This is a genomic window from Streptomyces sp. NPDC007945 (assembly GCF_042958885.1).
Taxonomy (GTDB): Bacteria; Actinomycetota; Actinomycetes; order Streptomycetales; family Streptomycetaceae; genus Streptomyces.
Genome location: NZ_JBIBJV010000005.1, coordinates 90,523 through 110,959 on the forward strand (window position 1 = coordinate 90,523; position 20,437 = coordinate 110,959).

The following is a 20,437-nucleotide window of genomic DNA, read 5'->3' on the forward strand; positions in this document are numbered from 1 at the left end:
TCAGGGCTGACGCCATGCGTCGTCGTGCAGATGGGACCCGGCCATGGGGCCCATCCTGAGCATCCCGCCGTCGACGGCCCAGGACGCGCCGGTGACGTACGACGCCTCTTCTCCCGCGAGGAACGCTACGACGGCCGCCACCTCGCGGGCGTCCCCGGGACGACCCAGGGGGACGCCCGGCCGCGAGGTCCGTGACACGTCCTCGTCCTCCTGCCCGGTCATCGGCGTGGCGATCTCGCCGGGTGCGACCGCGTTCACCGTGATGCCGTGCTCGGCCAGCTCCAGGGCCATCACCTGGGTGAGCAGGCCCAGACCGCCCTTGGCGGCGCAGTAGGGAGCGGCGCCAACCCTCGGCTGGTGCTCGTGCACGGACGTGACGTTGACGATCCGGCCCCCGTCGCCCTGGGCGATCATCCGGCGGGCCGCACGCTGGGAGCACAGGAACGGCCCGGTCAGGTCGACGTCGAGGACCTCGCGGAACGTGTCGTGGGTGATGTCCAGGAACGGGGTGGCCGTCCCGGTTCCGGCGTTGTTGACCAGGACGTCGACGCGGCCGAGTCGCTCTGCCAAATCGTCGATCACATCGGCGGCTTCCGGCAGACGGGTCAGGTCGAGTCGGGCCACGGCGGCGCGCCTTCCGTGGCTCCGGACCTCGGCCGCGGTCTTCTCCGCCCCTTCTTCGTCGGTGTGCCAGGTGATCCCCACGTCCATGCCCCGTGCGGCCAGGGCCACGGCGACGGCCCTGCCGATACCGGAGTCGGATCCGGTGACGAGCGCGACGGGCGCCGTCCGTCCCCCGAGGTTCGAACCGGCCATGATCGGGTCTCCTCTCCCAGTACGAGCCGCGACGCGACCCTCCGCCCGCAGCTACCCGGCCTGGCCGAGGCCATGTCGGGAGTCGGAGGACACGGTGGACGGCCGGAGCCGTCATCCGCGGCTCGACAGGTCGACGCAGGGGGGCTCAGCCGGATCACCAGGCACTGCGTCCTGTCGCGGCTGCCGGCCGGAGGGAACTGGTCGAGCGGCCGAGGAGCTCCCAGCGGGGCGTCGGCGGGTCGGCTTGGACGCCGTTTCTTATGGCTGTCAGAGCGGCATGAAAGCCTCCTGGCATGAGCTTCGACCTTGCTGTCTGGGAAGGCGAGAAGCCGACGGACGACAAGACCGCCGGCCGGGTCTTCGCCGACCTGTACGACCGCTACATCGACAGCAAGGTGGTCGAGCCTCCCTCCGAGCGCATCGCGGCCTACGTCGCCACGCTGCTTGAGCGGTGGTGCGACCTCACCGAGGACGAGGAAGACACCTCTCCCTGGTCAACCGGGCCGCTGATCGGCGAGGCCAGCGGCCCACTGATCTACTTTCCCATGCGGTGGAGCATGGCCGAGGAAGCGTCGGCCTACGCGGCGGACGTCGCGGAGTCCATGGGCCTGATCTGCTTCGACGTGCAGCAGAACCGGCTCAGGCCGTGAGAAGGCCGGCCAAGCAGCGGTAGCCGATGAGGGCTGCGGCCATGTCGACGAAGGCGAGGAAGTGCTCGGCCTTCCGTTCATAGCGGCGATGGGGGCTGCGGCAGCCCGCCAGCCAGGACACGGTTCTCTCGACCACCCGGCGTACCGCACCCATGAGGGGGAACTGTCGGCAGGCCGGGTGCTGCGTGTGCGGGGCGCTGGTTACGGCTCGTGGCCTCGGGGGCCGTACGCTCCCAGGCTCCGGTCCCGGGATTGGGATGGGGGCTGGAGCCTGGGGGCGCCTCGCTCACGAGCGGGAGGGCCTGGGGTGCGGTGGGGTGGCGGGTGCTCTTGAGGGGTGTCAGTCCTCGATGGGCGGCGGGGGTTCGCTCTGGTAGCTCGACAGGCTGAAGTGCTTCCTCACGAGCTTGCGCCAGGTGCCGTCGGTGACCATCTCCCCCAGCGCCTTGTTGATCTGGGTCTTGAGTTCGGAGTCGCCCTTCTTGAGGCCGATGCCGTAGTTCTCGTCGCTCAGGGAGAGGCCGACGAGCTTGAACTTGCCCCAGTGCTGCTGCTGGGAGGCGTAGCCGGCCAGGATGGCGGCGTCCGTGGTGACCGCGTCGACCTTCTTGTCCTCCAGGCCCTTGAGGCACTCGGAGTAGCCGCCGAACTGCTGCAGGGCGGCCTTGGGGGCCAGCTTCTCCTTGACGTTGAGTGCGGAGGTCGAGCCGGTGACCGAGCAGAGCTTCCTGGAGTTGAGGTCCTCGACCTTGGTGATCGAGACCTCGTCGCCGCGGACGAGCAGGTCCTGGTGGGTCAGGAAGTACGGTCCCGCGAAGTCGACCTCGTTCAGGCGCTTGTCGTTGATGGAGTAGGTCGCCACGACGAACTTGACGTCACCGCTCTTGATGAGGTTCTCGCGCTGGGCCGACGGAGCTTCCTTCCAGACGATGTCGTCCTCGGAGTAGCCCAGCTTCTTGGCGACGTACGTGGCGACGTCGACGTCGAAACCGGTGTAGCCGTCGGCGGTCTTCTGGCCGAGGCCCGGCTGGTCGAACTTGATGCCGATGGCGATCTTCTCGTTCTTGCCGCCGAGGTCCGACCCGAGGCCGCACGCGGTGGCGGTCAGAGCGAGGGCGACGGTGCCGGCCACGGCGCCGACCGGGCGGATGCCTCGGGGCCTCACGGTGGTGTGCGAGGTCTTACTGCGGCTGCTCGTGCGGTTCGCGTCCTGTGGGACGCGTGCTCCGAATCGCTTCTTCGCTGCGGGCCGGACGACCGGTTCCTCCTGCTGTGCCCGGAAAGAATCTCCGTGCTCCTCGGACACTGCCTCTGCGCTCATCGGTCCCTTGCTCCGTCTTCCTCGATTGAGAGGACATTAGAGACCCGTTCGAAGGATCGTCATCACATCTGAGCGGAAATTGAGGTGGCGGCACGCGCACTACCTGCACATACACGTCCCAGGCGGTCGTCCGCCCGACGCGCGCCGGTGCCCGGCTGCGTGGCGGCCGGTCGGTTCTCGTCGGCGTTCCCGAGGCGAGGTGGCAGGTGTCGCGACAGGCCAAGCTCCTGCGGAGAGATCCGCGGGGGCCTGGCCCGTGGTGTGGCTGAAGGAGTTGGTGGGGCGGTTCAGGGGCTGCTCGTCTTCAGGCGGGGCGTTCGCGGCGGAGCGTCTGTGTCGGCAGTCGCGTCGGTGCGGGGAACGCCGGTCGGCCGGGGCTTGACCGTCGCGTGACGTGGTCGTTCGGGTCCGTCCGCGGCGGTTGTGTGCTGGTTCTGTGCTCAGCGGGGCCTTGGCCGGCTTCTCCGCGGGACGTGGTGGGCGTCAGGCCTTGGCGGGGGCCGGGGCGGCGGGCGCCGGGTCGGGGTGGGCAGCCGGCTTGCGGGGGCGGAGGTCGGGGATGAGGCGCAGGCCGGGGCTGAGGGTGCTGTAGCAGGCCAGGGCGAGGAGGAGGGCGGAGTTGGCGAGCAGGACGGTGCCGGGGCCGGTGTGGGCGAGCAGGGTGCTGGTGAGCAGGGGGCCGAACGGGACGATCAGGGCAGGAATGAGGCCGCAGGCGGCCTGGACGCGGCCCTGGAGGTGGTCGGGGATGGAGTGCAGGCGGGCCGCGGAGATGACGGCGTTGGCGGCCGGGGTGGCCAGGCTGCACGCTCCGATGACCAGGGCGAGGGCGACGGTGTTGTCGCTCAGGGCCAGCAGGGGGGTGAACAGGGCGGTGCTCCAGCACACCAGGAGGACCAGGGTGCGCGGCGGCAGGGTGGTCGTCGTCCGGGCGGCGATCAGGGAGCCCACGAGGTTGCCCGCGCCGGAGGCGGCGATGATGACCGCGTTGTGGAAGCCGCCCGAGGGGGCGTGGGCGCCGCCGGTGATCAGGACGAGGACGATGCCGCTGAACGCGAGGTTCACCAGGGCGGCGTTCACCAGGGTGTAGCGCAGGAAGGGGCTGCGGCGGACCTCCCGCAAGCCGGTGCCCAGGTCCTTGACGAGGCTGGGGGCGGGCGGGGCGGTGGTGGAGGACGCGGGGCGCCCGGCGGGCAGGCGTACCAGTGCCACGCACACGGTGGAGGCGAGGTAGGACAAGGCGTCGATGAGGAAGGGCAGGGCGGGTGCGACGGTGTAGAGAGCGGCGCCGATGAGCGGGCCGGCCAGGGTGACGGCAGCCGAACGGGCCTGGCTGAGGGAGAGGGCGGCCGGCAGCTGCTCGCGCGGGACGACGTGGCGCAGGGCGGCGGAGGCGGCGGGGTTGAAGGGGGCGCTGAAGACGCTGTTGACGACGGCCACGCACAGCGCGAGGGCCAGGCTGACCCGGTCCGTCAGGACGGCTGCCGTCATCACCAGGTAGGCCAGGGCGCGGGCGACGTCGCTGATGATCAGGACCAGTTTGCGCGGGAGCCGGTCGACCAGGACGCCTGCGGGCAGGCCTGCCAGGACGGAGGCGAGGATCTCGGTGAAGGTCACCAGGCCGAAGGCGGTGACCGACCCGGTGGCGTGGAGCACCACCAGGGGCAGGGCGATGGCGCTGGCCTGGGAGCCGAAGCCCGAGAGGGCGTGCGCGAGCCACAGCCGCTGGTAGTCCCGGTTGCGGTGCAGGGGGGTGGGCGCGGGGGCCTGCCTGGGGAGGGGGGCGGGGGCTGACGTGGGGTCCGGCATGGGTCTGCTCTCCTTTCCGGGTTCGGGAAACGGCCGAAGTGGCCGGCACCGGAGTGCCGGCCACTTCACGGGTGACGCCTAGGAGGTCAGGCCTCGACCTTGGTGTTGTTGCAACCGCTGCTGACCGTCGACCACTCGGCGACCTGCTGGTCCTCCGAGCCCTCCGGCTCGCCGAGGGACAGGGTCTGGAGCTTCAGGATCTCGGACATGAGGGGTTCCTTTCGGTCGGTGGGCGTTGCGGAGGTGAAGTGCGACGTGCGGGGCGCTTGCTTCGCGTGGTGCGAAGCGGAAGGTCAGGCCTCGATCTTGGTGTTGTTGCAGCCGGTGCTGACCGTCGACCAGTCGGCCACCTGCTGGTCCTCCGAACCCTCCGGCTCGTTCACGGACAGGTTCTGCAGCTTCAGGATCTCGGACATGAGGGGTTCCCTTCGGTCTGGGGCCGGCCGGCGGGCCGACGTGTGTGGGTGGTGCGGGTGGTGCGATGTACGGGGTGGTGCTTCGGGTGCGGAGCTGAGGTCAGGCCTCGACCTTGGTGTTGTTGCAGCCGCTGCTGACCGTCGACCACTCGGCGACCTGCTGGTCCTCCGAGCCCTCCGGCTCGCCGAGGGACAGGGTCTGGAGCTTCAGGATCTCGGACATGAGGGGTTCCTTTCGGTCGGTGGGCGTTGCGGAGGTGAAGTGCGACGTGCGGGGCGCTTGCTTCGCGTGGTGCGAAGCGGAAGGTCAGGCCTCGATCTTGGTGTTGTTGCAGCCGGTGCTGACCGTCGACCAGTCGGCCACCTGCTGGTCCTCCGAACCCTCCGGCTCGTTCACGGACAGGTTCTGCAGCTTCAGGATCTCGGACATGAGGGATTCCCTTCGGTGGATGGGGCGTTGCAGAGGTGACGTGCGTCGTACGGGGTGCTTCGCGTGGTGCGAAGCGGAAGGTCAGGCCTCGATCTTCGTGTTGTTGCACCCGGTGCTGACCGTCGACCAGTCGGCGACCTGCTGGTCCTCCGAACCCTCCGGCTCGTTCACGGACAGGTTCTGCAGCTTCAGGATCTCGGACATGGTGGGTCCTTTCCGTCGGTGGGCGTTGCGGTGGTGAAGTACGGGGTGCTGCTGGGGGCGAAGAAGGGGAGGTCAGGCCTCGATCTTCGTGTTGTTGCAGTCGGTGCTGACCGTCGACCAGTCGGCGACCTGCTGGTCCTCCGAACCCTCCGGCTCGTTCACGGACAGGTTCTGCAGCTTCAGGATCTCGGACATGAGGGGTTCCCTTCGGTGGATGGGGCGTTGCGGAGGTGACGTGCGTCGTACGGGGTGCTTCGCGTGGTGCGAGGCGGAGGTTCAGGCCTCGATCTTGGTGTTGTTGCAGTCGGTGCTGACCGTCGACCAGTCGGCGACCTGCTGGTCCTCCGAACCCTCGGGGTCGTTCACGGACAGGTTCTGGAGCTTGAGGATCTCGGACATGAGGGGTTCCTTTCGGTGGGTGGGGTGCGGGGTGGAGCGGGGTCGTGCTCGGCCGTTCAGGCGGCCGGGATCAGGGGCTCGGAGTGCTGGTGCAGTCCGGGCAGGGGCGGCCGGGTGCCGGCGGCGGCGTGCAGGGCGTGCAGGACGCCGGCGGTGCCGGTGGCCAGGTCCATCGAGAGGCGGTAGTGCTGGGCGCCGGGGAAGGCCAGGCCGTCGCGGTACCCGATGGCGTGCAAGCGCAGGAGCCTGAGGTGGCGCTGGAGGGCTTCGCGGGTGCCGGGGTGGTCGCGGTGGGCGGCCAGCAGGGCGATCAGTCCGGCCCGGCCGGTGAACAGGTCGTCGTAGAGGACGAAGGGGGCTCGGGCCGCGTACACGATGCCGTCGAGGAGCTCCTGGAGGGTGTCGTCGTGGCGGTGGCGCAGGTAGTGGCCTGCGGTCAGGGCCAGGCCGGCACTGCCGTTGGCGAGGTAGGGCAGGAGGCGGGTGCCGTCGCGGAGGTTGACGGCGCCTTCTTCGCTGCGGACGCAGTGCTCGGCGTCGGCGCGCAGGGCGCGCTGGGCGAGGTCGAGCAGGGCCGGGTCGCGTACCGTCTCGTAGCGGTGCAGGAGGAACGCGGCCGTTCCGGTGGCTCCGTGCATCAGGCCGGCGCGGCGCGGTGCGGGGCCCGGGTCGTCCAGGTGGTCCAGACGATCCGTCAAGTTCTGGGTGATGGTGTCGAGTTCCGCGGAGAGGTCGGTGCCTTCGGCGGGTCGGTGCAGGTGGTGCAGGGCGATGCCGATGCCGGCCAGTCCCCCGTAGAGCGAGGTGTCCTCGGTCGGGGCGGCGCGCTGGACGAGTTCCAGGGCCTGCTCCGTGCGGCCCAGCCGGTCCAGGGTGAGGGCGGCGCCGTGGAGCCCCGAGTAGAGGCCGGGGCGGGCGTCGGCGGCGTGGCGGGCGGCCCGCCATAGCCATTCGATGTGCTCTTCCTGGACGGGGTGGCCGGTGGTGTGCAGGGTGTGCAGGACGCCGGCGGCTCCGTGGGCCAGGGTGTATCCGCCGTCGTGGAGGGCGGCGGGGTCTCCGGGGAAGAGCCGGTCGGTGCGCTCGGGGGTGGCGGACGCGGTCAGGGCGCGGGCCAGGCGGGCACCCAGGGCGGTCAGGCCCTCGGCGCCGTCCTCCTCGTCCGGCCAGTGGGCTGACGGGCGGGCGGAGACCGCGGGGGTGGTGCGGGCCGTCGAGGTGGTGGGGCGCTGCAGGGCGGTGCGTATCTCCTCGTGCCACGTGGGCGGCAGGGGGAAGAACTCGGCCGCGGCGGAGAGGAGTTCGTCGAGCTTGCCCGCGTCCAGGTCGATGAGCATGGTCAGCGGCAGCAGCAGGGCGAGCCGGATGCTGTGCAGGGCGTAGTGGTCGCGGGCGAAGCCCTCGGGGGCGTGCGGGGCGACGAAGCCGGGGCAGCCCATGCTGGGCGGGGTGTCGAGGCCGGGGCGGTGCGCGGTCTCGAAGTCGATGAGGCAGACACGGCCGTCGGGCCGCAGCAGCACGTTGGTGGGGTGGAGGTCGCCGAAGGCCCAGCCGCGTTCGTGCATGGCGTCCAGGGCCTGGCGCAGCTGGCCGGCGATGTCCTCGACCTTGGCGCTGTAGCGGGCCAGCGCCTCGGGGGTGGGGTCGGGCCGTACGAGGGGGTTGTTGCGGGCCATGAACTGGCGCAGCGTCTCGCCCTCGACGTACTCCTCGGCGAGGTAGTGGTGCTCCCAGGCGGTGAAGCGGTCGAGCAGTCGGGGCACCCAGGGCAGGCCGGACAGGGCCCGCAAGGCGCGCTCCTCCTGTTCCAGGCGGGCGACCGCGTCCGTGCCCGATCCGTCGAGGCCGGCCAGCGGGCGGGCCTCGCGGAGGACGAGCTGCCGGCCGGCGGCGTCGCGGGCCCGGTAGATCCCGCCGCCGTTGGAGAAGTGGAGGGCGGCCTCCACCTCGTACGGCAGGGGGTCCAGGCTCTGCCGGTCGTGGGCGTTCAGCGCCTCGCGGAGGATGGCGGGCGGGGTCAGCCAGGCGGGCAGCTGGAAGTACGGTTCGCGCCGGTCGGGCACGAGGGTGCCGTCGGGCGCCTCGATCGCGAGGATCCTGGTGCCGTCGGGCTCGGTGCACCAGCGCTCCGTGAAACCGCCGTAGCGGACGTAGAGGGGGCCGTTGCCGTAGCGGAGGTCGCCGAGGATGTACGGGCCGGTGAAGCCGGACAGCCGCCGGTCGAGATCGGTCAGGACGGTGGCCAGGCGCGCCTCGTCGGCGGGGTAGAGGGTGAGGAGCTTGCCGCTGCTGCCTCGCCGGGCGTACTTGCCGTTGTTGAGGAGGTGGATGCGGTGCGTGGGCAGGAACTTGTGGGCCACGCGCTCCCGCAGGCAGTACGCGCTGACCAGGTCGATGACGCGTTCGGCGTCCTCGGTGGTGGAGGAGACGTGGATCTTGTAGCCCTGGGCGGGCAGGGCCGGGTCGCCGGGACTGTCGGGCACCAGGTGGATCCAGCTGGCCGTCTCGTGGCGGCGGAATCCCTCGGGCGTCTCGCGGTCCGCTGCCGCGAACCTGCGCTGGTCGCCGCCGCCGGCGGGGTGGTCGTAGAACAGCGGGTCCGCCCCGGCGTACACATGATGGTTGTCTCGCACCTGATCCACCCCTTCTCGATCGCTGCCCGATCGATTTACGGTCTGTCGACGTACGGTCTGTCCGCAGACCGGTTACTGAACGGTTCCGCGTGAACGGCGGAGAATTCCTCTTCCGGCTTCCCGAGGGTCCGGACCTTGTTCTCCGGGACCTTCACGGGAACTGATCCCGGTCTTTCCCCGGGGCTTGTCCCCGGTTTCCGTTCCCGGGGCATTTCCCGGTTCCTTCGTGGATCTCTTCCGGGAGGGATCTTGCGCGGGTTCGCCTCAGGCGAGGACCCAGGTGGAGTCCTTGCGGCTCTTCCGGCCGAAGACGTCACCGTCGTCGAGGGCGCCGTCGGAGTCGGAGAGGAAGGCCGGCGCGGTGGCGGGGCTGGTGTTCATGTCGGTACCTGCTTCCTTGGATGGTGTGGGCGGACTGTGATGCGCATGCGGTGGGTGCGGTGGGTGTGATGCGTGTGGTGCGTGTGCCGGTGTGCGGCGTGGCGCATGCGACCCAAGTGGCGTGTGTGGCCTGCGTAGTTGCGAGTGGCGCGTGGTGCATGAGGCGTGTAGCGCCCGTGGTGGAGCGGTCTCGGCCGGTCTGCCGAGAGGGGTTGCTCAGCCGCCCCAGGTCACGTCCTCGACGGACGGGGTGGGCGACGGGGTGGGCTCTCCCTGGGCCGGGGAGGGCGCCGGCTCCTCGCCCTGCTCCTGCTCCGGGACGGTCAGGACCGTGACGTCGGAGACGGAGGAAGCAGGGGACACGGGGGAAGCGGAGGAAGATGTGGTGACGGCGTTCGCCGCGACGCTCGTGGCTCCGAAAGCGATCAGGACGCCGGCGGCGAGGGAGGCGATGCGACGAACGGTCATTTCTATTCCTCTCATGATGGATATCGAATGAGGAAACCTTTTTCCGGTTTCCGCTTCCCGCTTTTCCCGGCGGCCTTTCCGGCTGCCGATGGCTCTACTGTGGCGTCTCCCCGGACCGGAGGGAACGGGTTAAGGCTGGACGGATCCTGCAGTGGCATAAGCCGTCCACCCTCCCCCGCCCCGGGCCGGAACCGGCCAGCCCCCTCCGCGAGCCCACCGCACGCCCGTGACCAGCTCTTCTCCGGGTACGCCCTCGGGTGGCGACCCAGGAGAGGGCAGGGGGTCGAGGAGGAGCGCGAGGCAGTCGGTGCGCTGCGGAGGGGAAAAGCGGCCAGGCCTGCCCTCGCCGGGGGCACCCCGAAGCTGGGGTGGAGGCGGAGCTCTCCGGGTCGTACGGCTCGGAGAGCGCCGCTCACGCTCCACTCCCCCGTTCGTACGGCCTGGAGAGGACGCGCCTGGCCCGCTCCCCCATTCGCACGGTTTGGAGAGCACCGCCCCCCGTCCCGCTCCCCCGCCGCCCGCACGCCTCGCGAACGCGGGCCAGGGCCGTGGCGCCCCCGCCTCTTCGCGGCCGGCGCCCCGTGCCACCGGGCACGCGATGAGCCGGCCGCCCTCGTCTCGCTGTCGCCCCGCCCCGCCTGAAGTGGCTGCCTCGACGCCCCGGGTCGGTCCGATCCCTGATGGCCCGCGCGGGTGTGGAGGCGTACAGGCGAGCAAGCAGGTGCCTCTCAGCATGTGCGGCGCCTCGGACGGAGGGGCATGGCGGGTCGGGCGAGCTCCAGCGGGAACTCCTCACCCATACCGACCGGGGAGCGGAGAGGCCGACTTCGCCTCCGGGGTCGGACAGCGGTTGTTCGTGGGGGTGGGAGGCGGTTGGATCAGGGCGGGGTCGATGTTCACGAGAACGAGAGGCGCCCGAGCCGGAGCCCTCGCCCGGCGCCGGAATCAGAGCACCGAAGGGGTCTCGTGGACTGGTCGATGGGACTGCTCGGCTTCGCCGCCGGGTTGTCGATCTCCGTGGCGACCGCCCCCGTGGGCGTCTCCGGAGCGGTCTTCCTGCTGCCCGTTCAGGTGAGTCTGCTGGGCGTGCCGAGCCCGGCGGTGACACCGACGAACCTGCTCTACAACGTCGTGGCCGGCCCCGGCGCCCTCTTCGGTCACTGGCGGGCCGGCCGGCTCAAAGGGCCGCTGACGCGTCTGCTGATCGCCGGCACTCTGCCCGGAGTCGTTCTCGGCGCGCTGATCCGGGTCTTCGCCGTACCCGGCCCTTACGTCTTCCGGCTGCTCGTCGCGGCCTTCCTGCTGCCGCTCGGACTGTGGCTGGGGCTGCGGACCGTACGTCCGGCACCGACGCGTACACCGCCACGCGCGCCCGGTCCGCTCTCGGCTCGCGGCACGCGCCTGCTGGCCCTGGCGGTCGGGGTGGTCGGCGGTGTCTACGGGATCGGAGGCGGCTCCCTGCTCGGTCCGATCCTGGCAGGTCGCGGAACCCCCGTCGCCACCGTCGCCCCGGCGGCCTTGGCCGCCACCTTCGTGACCTCCCTCGCCGGCGCGGCCACCTACACACTGCTGTCCCTGACCACCACGGGCGCCGTCGCCCCCGACTGGTTCCTGGGCCTGTCCTGCGGCGCCGGGGGCCTTCTCGGCGGATACCTCGGAGCCCGCCTCCAGCCCCGCCTGCCCGAAACCGCCCTACGTCTCCTCCTCGCCACCCTGGCGACCGCCATCGGCACCCTCTACGCCGTCCAAGCCCTGCGCTGAGCCTCCGGCACCGCGTCCGCACCCGCCGCACCGGGGGACATCGCGAGCCGGGCGCATACGCCGGCAGGAGCGGGTACGAGCGAGGGTTGGCCCACTAATCCGCGCGAACAGGTACGGCTCCGGCTGCCGCCGGCCCCGCCCCACCCATCCACCCGACTCGGCTCCGGGGCGGCGGCGTCGGGGCGGGGCCGTGCGCCGCGGAGCTCGTACACGAGTTTCTCGTACGCCGGGCGTCCCGATCGGCCCGCGGCCCCGGCCCCGGGCCCGGGGCCGTACCCGGAGCGAAGCGAAGACGGCGACCACGACGGTCGCGATGAACGTGGAGGCGGTGGCAGGGCGGTGGCGGTGGCGGCTCGACTGCCCGAGCGCCGCCGTCCGCGCCTCGTAGCACGGGACTCGCCTCAGGCACGGCGCCTCGCGCACCACCGGCCGGAAACGCCCGGGAGGAAGGGCGGCTAACTCCAGGGATCCCAGGGCGCGTCGATCAGCGCCGCACCACACCCCAGCAGCGCCCAGCCGTGTAACGGGCCGGGCGCCCGCAGGGCGCGGTCGCAGAGCCCGGAGGCGTTCCGTTCGGCCTCCGCGAGCGTCCCGGTGGCGAAAAACAGACCCAGCACCCACTCCTCCCCCGACTCGTGGACGCTCACGTGCTCCAGGCACTCCGCGTCCCGTGCCTGGCAGCAGACGAAAGCAGCAGCGTAAGAGGGCAGTCGCTGGCCTGTGGGAGCCCTCAGGCGGGCGTGTACGAGATACATGAATCCGATCCTCCAGGGCCCCCGTGAACCGTCACAAGCCCACGCCCACGGACGCTTCCGGCCATGCAGAAACCGTCCACCTGTGCGGACGGACACAATGCCTTTACAATCCGTGCACTCCTGAGGCGACCAAGGAAAGGTCGAACAGTGCTGGACATACTGGGACTCGACACCGACGCCGAACGCGTCTACCGCGCCATGCTCGGCCGGCCCCAAGACGGCGTGGCCGAACTCGCCCGTCTGTTGTCCATGACCGAAGAGCAAGTACGCACCGGCCTCGACCGACTCAGCGAACTCGCCCTGGTCCGCCCAGCCGCCCACGAAGGCGCCGGGTTCCGGGCCATCAGCCCCGAGACGGCCATGGAGGTCCTCCTCGCACGTCAGCAGGCCGAACTGGCCGCCCAGCAGATGCGCGTGGAGGCCTCACGTGCCGCCGCCGCCCAGCTCATCGCCGAGTGCTCCGCCCTGCGCCCCCGCTCCCCCGACGCCGAGGCCGAGCAACTCACCGGTCCCGACGAGATCCGCGAGCGCCTCGCCCGCCTCGCCGCCCAGGCCACCAGCGAGATCACCACCTTCGCCCCCGGCGGCGCCCACACCGCCGCCGACCTGGAAGCCAGCCGCGCCCCCAACGCCGAGCTCCTCCAGCGCGGCATCCGGCTGCGCACCGTCTACCTCGACAGCGTCCGCAACCACACGCCCACCCTGGACCACGTCGACTGGCTCAACACCCACGGCGCCCAGGTCCGCACCAGCCCCACCCTCCCCATCCGCATGATCATCGCGGACCGCACGCACGCCGTCCTCCCCATCGACACCAACGACGCCCGCACCGGCGCGGTCGTCCTCACCGGAGCCGGCACCGTCGCCGCCCTCTGCGCGCTCTTCGAGAGCGTCTGGAGCACCGCCACCCCTCTCGGCCATGCCCCGCGCACCGACCCCAACGGCCTCCCTCCGCAGGAGGCCGCCACCCTCCAGCTCCTCGCGCAAGGGCACACCGACGAGACCATCGCCAAACACCTCGGCGTCTCCCCGCGTACCGCCCGCCGCATCGCCGCCGACCTCATGGAGCGTCTCAACGCCCGCTCCCGCTTCCAGGCCGGCGCCAACGCCGCCCACCACGGCTGGCTCCCCAGACCCTGACCGGCCCCGGGCCGGAGCCTGCCCCGACCCGGGGCCGGAGCCTGACAAGACCTGGGGCCGGAGCCTGAAGTGACCCTGGCTCGGAGCGTGACCAGACCTGGGCCTGGGTCTGGGCCCGGACCCGGGCTCAGCCCCGGTGCTGTTTCAGGGGCGGAACGTGCGGCGGTAGGTGTCGGGCGGGACGCCGACGCTGCGGTGGAAGTGGCGGCGCAGGGTGGTCGCGGTGCCCATGCCGGTGGCCGTGGCGATGGTGTCCACGGTGGCGTCGGTGGTCTCCAGCAGTTCCTGGGCGTGGCGGATGCGCTGGGTGTGGAGCCATTGCAGGGGCGTGGTACCGGTCAGGCGCTTGAAGTGGCGGGCGAGGTGGCGCGAGCTCATGCGGGCCCGGCGGGCCAGGTCCTCCACGGTGAGCGGCTGGTCCAGGCGCTCCAGCACCCAGGGGAACAGCTCGCCCAGGGGGTGGTTGCCGGGGGCGGGGAGGGGGGTGGCGATGAACTGGGCCTGGCCGCCGTCCCGATGGGGCGGGACGACCAGGCGTCGGGCGATCTTGTTGGCGTCGGCCGAGCCGTGGTCGAGGCGGACCAGGTGCAGGCACAGGTCCATGGCGGCGGCCTTGCCCGCGGAGGTGAGGACGTCGCCGTTGTCGACGAAGAGGACGTCGGGATCGACGGTGGCCGCGGGGTGGCGCCGGGCCAGTTCCCCCGTGTGGGCCCAGTGGGTGGTGGCACGCCTGCCGTCGAGCAGTCCTGCCGCGCCCAGGACGAAGGCGCCCGTGCACAGGGAGGCCACGCGGGCACCGGCCGCGTGGGCCGCGCGCACCGCCTCGACCAGCTCGGCGGGCGGGTCGCGGTCGGTGTCGGCCCAGCCGGGGACGATCACCGTGTCCGCGCGTGCGAGGTGGTCGAGTCCGTTGTCGGGCTCCAGTCGGAAGCGGCCGACGTCCACCGGACCGCTCCCGCAGAGGGAGAAGTCGTACCAGGGGTCCACGAGGTGGGTCAGGTCGGACCCGAAGACCTCGACCGCCACGGACAGTTCGTAGTGGAGCATGCCGTCGGTGACGGCCAGCGCGACAGCAGGCATGTCCGAAACTGTACGTGGCATGTCGTTTCCGACGCTCGTGCGGGTCCCTGCCGGAAGGACAGGATGGCGATGTCAGGCCGCGGCGGAACGACCCCGCGGCGGGCTTCATTCGAGTGCAGGGGAGAGTCCCATGGGGTCAGGCACGCCGGTGACGGTGTTCGGCGCCTACGGTCACACCGGACGGTTCGTGGTCGCGGAGCTGGTGGCACGGGGGTTCACCCCGGTGCTGTCCGGGCGCGACGCGCGGACCCTGGAGGAGATGGCCCGCCACCACGGCCTGGAGGCCCGGGTGGCGTCGGCCGAGGACCCCGCTTCGCTGGACCGGGCCCTGGCGGGCACGGCGGCGGTGATCAACTGCGCCGGCCCCTTCGCCTCGACCACGGGCCCCGTCATCGAGGCCGCGCTCCGCGCGCGGATCCCCTACCTGGACGTGGCCGCCGAACTGGAGGCCAACCTCGACACCTTCGCCCACTACCGCGAGCGGGCCCGGGGCGCGGGAGCGGTGATCGTCCCGGCCATGGCCTTCTTCGGCGGCCTCGGCGATCTGCTGACCACCGCGGCGATGGGCGACTGGACCGAAGCCGACGAGGCGCACATCGCCTACGCGCTCAGCAGTTGGCACCCCACCGCGGGTACCCGGCTCTCGGGCGCGGTCTCCCGGGCCCGGCGCGGCGACCACCGCCTGCGCTACAGCGGCGGACGGTGGGAGCGCCGCGCCGACGCCGCGCCCACCCTGGAGTGGGCGTTCCCCGAGCCGCTGGGACCCCGGCCGGTGATCGGGGAGTTCACGATGGCGGACGTCGTCACCGTCGCCCAGCACCTCTCCATCCCCGAGGTGACCACCTACATGAGCGTCGAGGCGGCCCGGGACGTCACCGCGCCGCACACGCCGGCCCCGGCCGCCGCCGACGAGCTCGGGCGCTCGGACCAGACCTTCGTCGTCGACGTCGTCGTCCGCTCCGGCGGAGCCGAACGCCGGGCCACCGCCGGCGGCCGGGACATCTACGCCGTCACGGCGCCCCTCGTCGCCGAGGCCCTCCAGCGCGTCCTGGCCGGCCGCACCAAGGCCGTCGGCGTCGTCGCCGCCGGCGAGATCTTCGACGCCGCGGACTTCCTGCAGGCGCTCGCGCCGCACGTCACCCTCGGCCTGCACCCGCAGCGCCGGAACGCCTGACCCGGGCGACCCGCCCGCCATCGGACGCGGGTCCTCGACGGGCGGTGGCGACCGGGACGTCGACGGCCCGCGTACGTACGCCCCAGCGGCCGTGACCGGGCTGGTGGGCGGGTGGACTGCGGTGCGTCGGCGCGTTGTCGGTCGCCGGTGTTAGCGTCGCCGCCATGGCTAACCGTTCGTATCTCTACTCCGCCGACTCGATGCCGAACGAGACGGGGATCCCTCAGCGGATCCGATGCATATCGGAGCACAACTGGGACATTCCGCTCGCGCACAAGCTCCTGGTGGGCCGCGGGACCACCCAGGTCCCGTCCATGATCTGGAACCCTCCGGTCGGCATCGCCGCGGACTACACCGGCGGCGCGGACCTGCTCCGCGAGCTGCTGCGCGTGGTCGGCAAGGGCCTGGAAGGCGACGCCGAGTTCGCCGACTGCGTCGCCAGGACCACGGCCCACCTGGACAAGCAGCGGGCGGAGTATTTCGTCCTGGAGACCGGGGAGATCGTCTCGATGACCGATGACGATCCGGTGGAGAGCGTGCGGCGTCTGGTGTCCGAGGACATCCCTGACGCCGTCGCCGAGGCCGAGGCGGCGATCGCCGGCCGGAACGACGACTGGCTGACCTCGGTCCGCGTCGACTGGCAGAAGCACTTCGCCTCCTTCTACAGCGACGCGCTGTACTTCTCCTTCCCCGGCTGACGCAGCCGGCCGCCGGCCGCCGGCCGTGCAGCCCCCGCGCGCGCATTCCGCAGGTGCTCCTACGACCGAGCGCCTCGCTCCTCGGAGTCGGGGCCGTGCGCCTCGCTCCGGGGAGTCGGGGCCGTGCGGCGGGGTGAACGGGGGCCTCGGGCACGCGCGGGGACCGGGTGAACCGTCGGCGTCCGGCGTCACCAGGGGCGGTGGAGCGGTCCCGGCACCGGTGGGGGCGGTCGGCGGTGCCGCCGGGCGGTGGTGAGCGCGTCGACCCCGGCGAACGTCAACCAGGCGGGTACGGCGGTCAAGGTCATGGCCAGGACGGCGACACGCACCTGGCCGACGTCGGGGAGCGGGCCGCACGGCATGCCGCCGGGCAGGCAGGACGTCAGCGTCTTCACGAGGACGATCCACCCGAGCGCGCCCAGCAGACCGCAACCGAGGACGGCCACCAGGCCGCGCACCAGGCGGAGCGGTGCCTCGTCCCGGGTCGCCCACACGGCCGCGCCCACTTCCGCAAGCCCGAAGAGCGCGAGCAGCAGAAGCCAGGCGTACTCCGGAAAGGGGTCGAGGACAGCGAGCACCAGGTTCAGAACGGCGGCGGCGAACGCGGCCGGCACTCCGAGCCGTACGACGAGCCGGGCGACCGGCTTCGGTGGCCCGAAGCCGGTGCCGAGCCCCTTGTCGCGTCGGCGGCCCGCGAGAACGGCTCCGAGCAGGGGGATCGACGCCCCGGTCAGCAGAAACGGGAGCAGTACGGTGGAGAGGCGGTCACCGAGGAGGTAGACGGTGCTGCCGACGAGGACCAGGGCGCCCGGCACCTCGGGCGCGATGAACGACGCGGCGTAGACGACCAGGTTCGGCAGTGAGAGAAGGTACGCGAGCGTGGTGGTCAGGCCTGCGGCAGAGAGCGCCAGGACTAGGGCGGACAGCACGTGGGGCCGGCGTGCGCGCTCCGCCACCGGCTGCCAGGCGTCGGCCACCGTCACCAGCCAGCGCACCAGCGCCCATCCGGCCAGGCACAGCAGGGCCGCGTAGGGCAGCACGTACGAGATGCCCTTGCCGCCGAGTGTCGCCAGCATCTGCAGTCCGCTCGGCCTGAGCACGGTCACCAGGCCTGTCCCGAGGCCGAGTCCGATCCCGGCGGCGCGCACCCGGAGCGCCGATCCGCGGGCCACCGCCCGCCACACCACGGTCCCCGCCGCCGTGACGAGGAGGCCTGCGGCCAGCGCCACGGGGAGGTGCTCGGGCAGTCGGCCGCCGCGGAATCCGCCGCCGGCCGGCCCTTGGGCGACGATCTGATGGACGAAGGCCGCCACGGCGCCGACGGCGCCCAGGTCCCAGAAGCCGACGTGGGAGAGGGCGCCGTCGTCCTCCAAGGCCGCCAGGCGCCGGGCCGGCGTCGGATGGGCCCGCAGCAGGCCCCAGACGGCGCCGCGGCCGGTCGCCGGACCTTGCGGCGCGGTCGCACGGTCCTGGCTCTCGAACAGCCGCCGCAAGGAGGCGCTCCCGCCCTCCCAACGGCACACGCGGGCGTCGGCGTACAGCTCGCGGCTTCGGAGCACCGCCCTACTCAGCAACGTCACCAGGAGGGCCAGCAGGCCGAGTTGGGCGGCGAAGGCGTACACGAGCACCACGGCCGCCCCCTGAAGGACCGGAGCGAGCAGGAACGCCAGCCCGGCGAACGCCAGCACCGGCGGTCCGCACGTCCGCCACACGATCAGGGTGAGGAAGCCGACGTCCAGGTCGCGGTTGCGGATGTGCGCGAGTTCGTGGAGGACGACGGCCCGGAACGCCGCCCGGTCGTGGGCGGACAGTGCCAGCAGCCCGCCGCTGAGCACCACGTACCGCCGCCCGACCCGGCCGAACGCGAGGGCGGCGATCGTCGGGTCGAGGGGCTCGGCCAGGAAGGTGACGCGTGCGCGTACGCCGGTCTCGGCGACCAGCCCGGTGAGGGTGGCCGACAGCTCCGGCATACCGGTGAGCGGGCGGTAGCGGCGACGGGCGATACGCCACGGGGGCAGCGCCAGGTAGACGCCGAGGATCACCAGAAGGAGGAGGCCCGTGGCGGCTCCGGGGACCCAATCCGCCATGCCTCTGGGGTCATGGCAGCCGTGCTCGAAGGGTTCGGGGATGAAGACCGACGGGTCCTCCGCCCGCCGTGCCGCTGCCTCGTCCGCCGCCGCGGCGAGGCAGTCGAGGTACTCCGCCATCCGCGGGAGGTCCGCGTCGAGCACGAGCGCGGCCGACACCGAGTTGACGGTGAGGGCCGTCACCGCCGTCACCGCCGCGATCAGCAGGACGAAGCGGACCGTCGTACCCGAGGGCAGGGCGAAGGGTCCGGCCGCCGGGCCGGATCCACGGGACGACGACGGCGGCGGCAGGGGGGTCATCCCGGTCCGTCGGCCGAGCCGGCCGGGGCCTCCCCTGCCCCCTCGCCTGCGGTCGACTCCCCTACCGCTGTGGCCAGTTCGGCAACGATGCCGTCCGCGAGGGCCTGTGCCTGCGCCTCCGGAACCCTCAGGCGCAGCGCGGTGGCACGGGCCACCTGGCGCAGCTCGGCGAGCTGCTCGGCAGACAGGGGCGCGCGGCGGGGCAGCGCGGGCGCCGTCTCCGACACGCGGCGACGCCGGCGGAAGCGCCCCCGCAGACCCTGTCGGGCCGTGTCGGCCATCTGTCCGGCCGCCTGCTGGGAGAAGTGGTCGAGGACGTGCACCGCCGTCAGCAGGGAGACCGTGCCGAGCAGGGTGGCCGCGGTCTCCAGGCCGAAGCCCAGCGGATCGTCGCGGCGGACGCCGTGACCGGCCCGCATGTGCTCCGGAGCGCTGTGGAAGGCCTGCGCCGTCAGCTCGAACTGTGCCAGTTCGTGCGGCGCGACGAGCGCCACCGCCTTCCGCGCCAGCCGCGTCGCCATGTCCCGGTCGTACGTAGCCACCCCGACCCCCGTCGCTCCGACGTCCCGCCCGATGCGGCGCAGGGTACGCCGGGCCCGGGGCCCACGGGAGACACCGCGGGGGCCGATGGCCGGATTCGACCCCGCGAGAGACCGGTCTCGGCCGCGTCACCGTCTACGGGGTGGTGGAGTGGGGTGGAACCGGCGGTGTCGCGGCTGAGCGCCGCCGGCCGGTGCGCTCGCTGCCGGCTGCCGTCCCGGGGGCAGCTCGACCCGAGTGCCGGTGCGGGAGTCGCGGCGATCCCGACGGCCCAGAGTGCGCGGAGATCTGTGCCGAGCGCGCCATCGTGCGGGCGGCACCGGCGGGAAGGCCGTCGGCCATACGGCAGTCGGCGCACTCGTCTTCGACCGCACCCTCTCGACCTTTCCCCGAGCTGGCTGGTCATCGCCTGATGCTGCTCTCCAGCGACGGGCTCGCGCACGGAAGAGCGGCTGGCCTTCCTCCCGGAGGCGCGGCCGCGCCTCTCGGCTGAGCGGAACGCGCGGTCGCGGTGGTGTGCTGCGGAGTCGCCCCCCAGGCGCGAAGGTGGTGGTGCCAGACCTATGTTCGTCCCGCACTGCCGATCCTCCGCCCGACGCCGGAGGATCGTCCGCATGCAGCGATTCACCGACCACACGGTTCTGATCACCGGCGGCACCTCGGGCATGGGCCTCGCGACCGCGCGCCGCCTTCTCGACGAGGGCGCCCACGTCGCCATCACCGGGCGCGACGAGGCCCGGCTCGCCAAGGCAGCGGCGGAACTCGACGCGTCGGAACGGCTGTTGACTGTCCGCGCCGATGCCGCGGTTCTGGCCGATCTGGATGTGCTGATGCGTCGCCTGGAGACCTGGCGGGGCAGCCTGGACGTCGTCTTCGCCAACGCCGGCACCGGCGTCTTCAAGCCCAGCGCCGACCTCACCGAAGCCGATTTCGACCACTCCGTCGACGTCAACTGCAAAGGCGTTTTCTTCACCGTCCAGAAGGCGCTGCCGCTGCTGAAGGACGGCGGCGCGGTCGTCCTCAACGCCTCCTGGACCCTCTACCGCGGCCTCCCCGTCGCCTCCGTCTACTCGGCGACCAAGGCCGCCGTCCACAACCTGGCCCGCACGCTCGGCTCCGACCTGGCGCCGCGCGGCATCCGCGTCAACTCCGTCAGCCCCGGATACATCGACACCGACATGTACCGCGCCGCCACCACCGGTCCCGAGGCCGATGCCCACAACGCGGCCCAGGTGCCGCTCGGCGCCGTCGGCCATGCCGACCAGGTCGCCGCCGCCGTCGCTTTCCTCGCCTCCGACGACGCGTCGTACATCACCGGCCAGGACCTGGTGGTCGACGGCGGCCTGGTCGGCTCCGTACCCCACCGCTGAGGCCT

At 72.2% G+C, this 20,437-nt stretch carries 22 protein-coding genes and 1 pseudogene; 6 read left to right on the forward strand and 17 right to left on the reverse strand.

Features of this window, described 5'->3' with window-relative positions:
* Positions 1–816 (reverse strand): SDR family oxidoreductase, encoded by an 816-nt coding sequence (locus ACFZCF_RS17490; RefSeq protein ID WP_391287158.1) that lies wholly within the window; start codon positions 814–816, stop codon positions 1–3.
* A gap of 293 nt (positions 817–1,109) precedes the next feature.
* On the opposite strand from ACFZCF_RS17490, the gene ACFZCF_RS17495 reads away from it, so the two are divergent.
* Entirely contained in the window at positions 1,110–1,466 is a 357-nt protein-coding gene (locus ACFZCF_RS17495; protein WP_391287159.1) for a hypothetical protein, read from the forward strand.
* On the opposite strand, the pseudogene ACFZCF_RS17500 reads toward ACFZCF_RS17495, so the two are convergent.
* The 12 genes and pseudogenes from ACFZCF_RS17500 to ACFZCF_RS17555 form a co-directional block, all read right to left on the reverse strand.
* Positions 1,456–1,620, reverse strand: a pseudogene (locus ACFZCF_RS17500) (IS5/IS1182 family transposase); the annotation flags it as partial. The gene ACFZCF_RS17495 and the pseudogene ACFZCF_RS17500 overlap by 11 nt on opposite strands.
* A 186-nt stretch (positions 1,621–1,806) precedes the next feature.
* The gene (locus ACFZCF_RS17505; RefSeq protein WP_391287160.1) at positions 1,807–2,598 is read right to left on the reverse strand and encodes a transporter substrate-binding domain-containing protein; all 792 of its coding nucleotides are present in this window, start codon (positions 2,596–2,598) and stop codon (positions 1,807–1,809) included.
* A 672-nt stretch (positions 2,599–3,270) separates the two neighbouring features.
* The gene (locus tag ACFZCF_RS17510; protein WP_391287161.1) at positions 3,271–4,596 is read right to left on the reverse strand and encodes an MFS transporter; all 1,326 of its coding nucleotides are present in this window, start codon (positions 4,594–4,596) and stop codon (positions 3,271–3,273) included.
* A gap of 86 nt (positions 4,597–4,682) precedes the next feature.
* Positions 4,683–4,805, reverse strand: coding sequence for a hypothetical protein (locus ACFZCF_RS17515; RefSeq protein ID WP_391287162.1), 123 nt, complete (start codon positions 4,803–4,805; stop codon positions 4,683–4,685).
* Between the two features lie 84 nt (positions 4,806–4,889).
* Entirely contained in the window at positions 4,890–5,012 is a 123-nt protein-coding gene (locus ACFZCF_RS17520; RefSeq protein ID WP_267882304.1) for a hypothetical protein, read from the reverse strand.
* Positions 5,013–5,112: 100 nt separating this feature from the next.
* Positions 5,113–5,235 (reverse strand): hypothetical protein, encoded by a 123-nt coding sequence (locus ACFZCF_RS17525; RefSeq protein ID WP_391287162.1) that lies wholly within the window; start codon positions 5,233–5,235, stop codon positions 5,113–5,115.
* Between the two features lie 84 nt (positions 5,236–5,319).
* Positions 5,320–5,442 (reverse strand): hypothetical protein, encoded by a 123-nt coding sequence (locus ACFZCF_RS17530; protein ID WP_267882304.1) that lies wholly within the window; start codon positions 5,440–5,442, stop codon positions 5,320–5,322.
* An 81-nt stretch (positions 5,443–5,523) separates the two neighbouring features.
* Positions 5,524–5,646, reverse strand: coding sequence for a hypothetical protein (locus tag ACFZCF_RS17535; protein ID WP_267882304.1), 123 nt, complete (start codon positions 5,644–5,646; stop codon positions 5,524–5,526).
* Between the two features lie 72 nt (positions 5,647–5,718).
* A complete protein-coding gene (locus ACFZCF_RS17540; RefSeq protein ID WP_388443810.1) occupies positions 5,719–5,841 on the reverse strand; it encodes a hypothetical protein in 123 nt (40 codons plus the stop codon).
* A gap of 81 nt (positions 5,842–5,922) precedes the next feature.
* Positions 5,923–6,045 (reverse strand): hypothetical protein, encoded by a 123-nt coding sequence (locus tag ACFZCF_RS17545; RefSeq protein ID WP_388443812.1) that lies wholly within the window; start codon positions 6,043–6,045, stop codon positions 5,923–5,925.
* Between the two features lie 56 nt (positions 6,046–6,101).
* A complete protein-coding gene (gene lanKC, locus ACFZCF_RS17550) occupies positions 6,102–8,678 on the reverse strand; it encodes a class III lanthionine synthetase LanKC (RefSeq protein ID WP_391287163.1) in 2,577 nt (858 codons plus the stop codon).
* Positions 8,679–9,275: 597 nt separating this feature from the next.
* Positions 9,276–9,527 (reverse strand): hypothetical protein, encoded by a 252-nt coding sequence (locus ACFZCF_RS17555; protein ID WP_391287164.1) that lies wholly within the window; start codon positions 9,525–9,527, stop codon positions 9,276–9,278.
* Between the two features lie 966 nt (positions 9,528–10,493).
* On the opposite strand from ACFZCF_RS17555, the gene ACFZCF_RS17560 reads away from it, so the two are divergent.
* Complete coding sequence (locus ACFZCF_RS17560) at positions 10,494–11,288, forward strand: TSUP family transporter (RefSeq protein WP_391287165.1); 795 nt, start codon at positions 10,494–10,496, stop codon at positions 11,286–11,288.
* Positions 11,289–11,743: 455 nt separating this feature from the next.
* Here ACFZCF_RS17560 and ACFZCF_RS17565 read toward each other — a convergent pair whose 3' ends face one another.
* Positions 11,744–12,043: a hypothetical protein gene (locus tag ACFZCF_RS17565; RefSeq protein ID WP_391287166.1), complete on the reverse strand. Its 300-nt coding sequence runs from the start codon at positions 12,041–12,043 to the stop codon at positions 11,744–11,746.
* A 147-nt stretch (positions 12,044–12,190) separates the two neighbouring features.
* Between ACFZCF_RS17565 and ACFZCF_RS17570 the strand changes: the two genes are divergently transcribed.
* Complete coding sequence (locus tag ACFZCF_RS17570) at positions 12,191–13,183, forward strand: LuxR C-terminal-related transcriptional regulator (protein ID WP_388443824.1); 993 nt, start codon at positions 12,191–12,193, stop codon at positions 13,181–13,183.
* Positions 13,184–13,327: 144 nt separating this feature from the next.
* On the opposite strand, the gene ACFZCF_RS17575 is transcribed toward ACFZCF_RS17570, so the two are convergent.
* Positions 13,328–14,263: a helix-turn-helix domain-containing protein gene (locus ACFZCF_RS17575; RefSeq protein WP_391287167.1), complete on the reverse strand. Its 936-nt coding sequence runs from the start codon at positions 14,261–14,263 to the stop codon at positions 13,328–13,330.
* Positions 14,264–14,393: 130 nt separating this feature from the next.
* Here ACFZCF_RS17575 and ACFZCF_RS17580 point away from each other — a divergent pair, with 130 nt between their 5' ends.
* Entirely contained in the window at positions 14,394–15,437 is a 1,044-nt protein-coding gene (locus ACFZCF_RS17580; protein ID WP_391287168.1) for a saccharopine dehydrogenase NADP-binding domain-containing protein, read from the forward strand.
* A 164-nt stretch (positions 15,438–15,601) separates the two neighbouring features.
* Positions 15,602–16,135: a hypothetical protein gene (locus ACFZCF_RS17585; RefSeq protein ID WP_391287169.1), complete on the forward strand. Its 534-nt coding sequence runs from the start codon at positions 15,602–15,604 to the stop codon at positions 16,133–16,135.
* A gap of 188 nt (positions 16,136–16,323) precedes the next feature.
* Here ACFZCF_RS17585 and ACFZCF_RS17590 read toward each other — a convergent pair whose 3' ends face one another.
* Both ACFZCF_RS17590 and ACFZCF_RS17595 read right to left on the reverse strand, forming a co-directional pair.
* Positions 16,324–18,522, reverse strand: a complete 2,199-nt coding sequence (locus tag ACFZCF_RS17590) for a M48 family metalloprotease (RefSeq protein ID WP_391287170.1) — start codon at positions 18,520–18,522, stop codon at positions 16,324–16,326.
* Complete coding sequence (locus ACFZCF_RS17595) at positions 18,519–19,043, reverse strand: hypothetical protein (RefSeq protein WP_391287171.1); 525 nt, start codon at positions 19,041–19,043, stop codon at positions 18,519–18,521. The genes ACFZCF_RS17590 and ACFZCF_RS17595 overlap by 4 nt, the downstream gene beginning before the upstream one ends.
* Positions 19,044–19,676: 633 nt before the next feature.
* On the opposite strand from ACFZCF_RS17595, the gene ACFZCF_RS17600 reads away from it, so the two are divergent.
* Positions 19,677–20,432, forward strand: coding sequence for an SDR family oxidoreductase (locus ACFZCF_RS17600; RefSeq protein WP_391287172.1), 756 nt, complete (start codon positions 19,677–19,679; stop codon positions 20,430–20,432).
* The last annotated feature ends 5 nt before the right edge of the window (positions 20,433–20,437 follow it).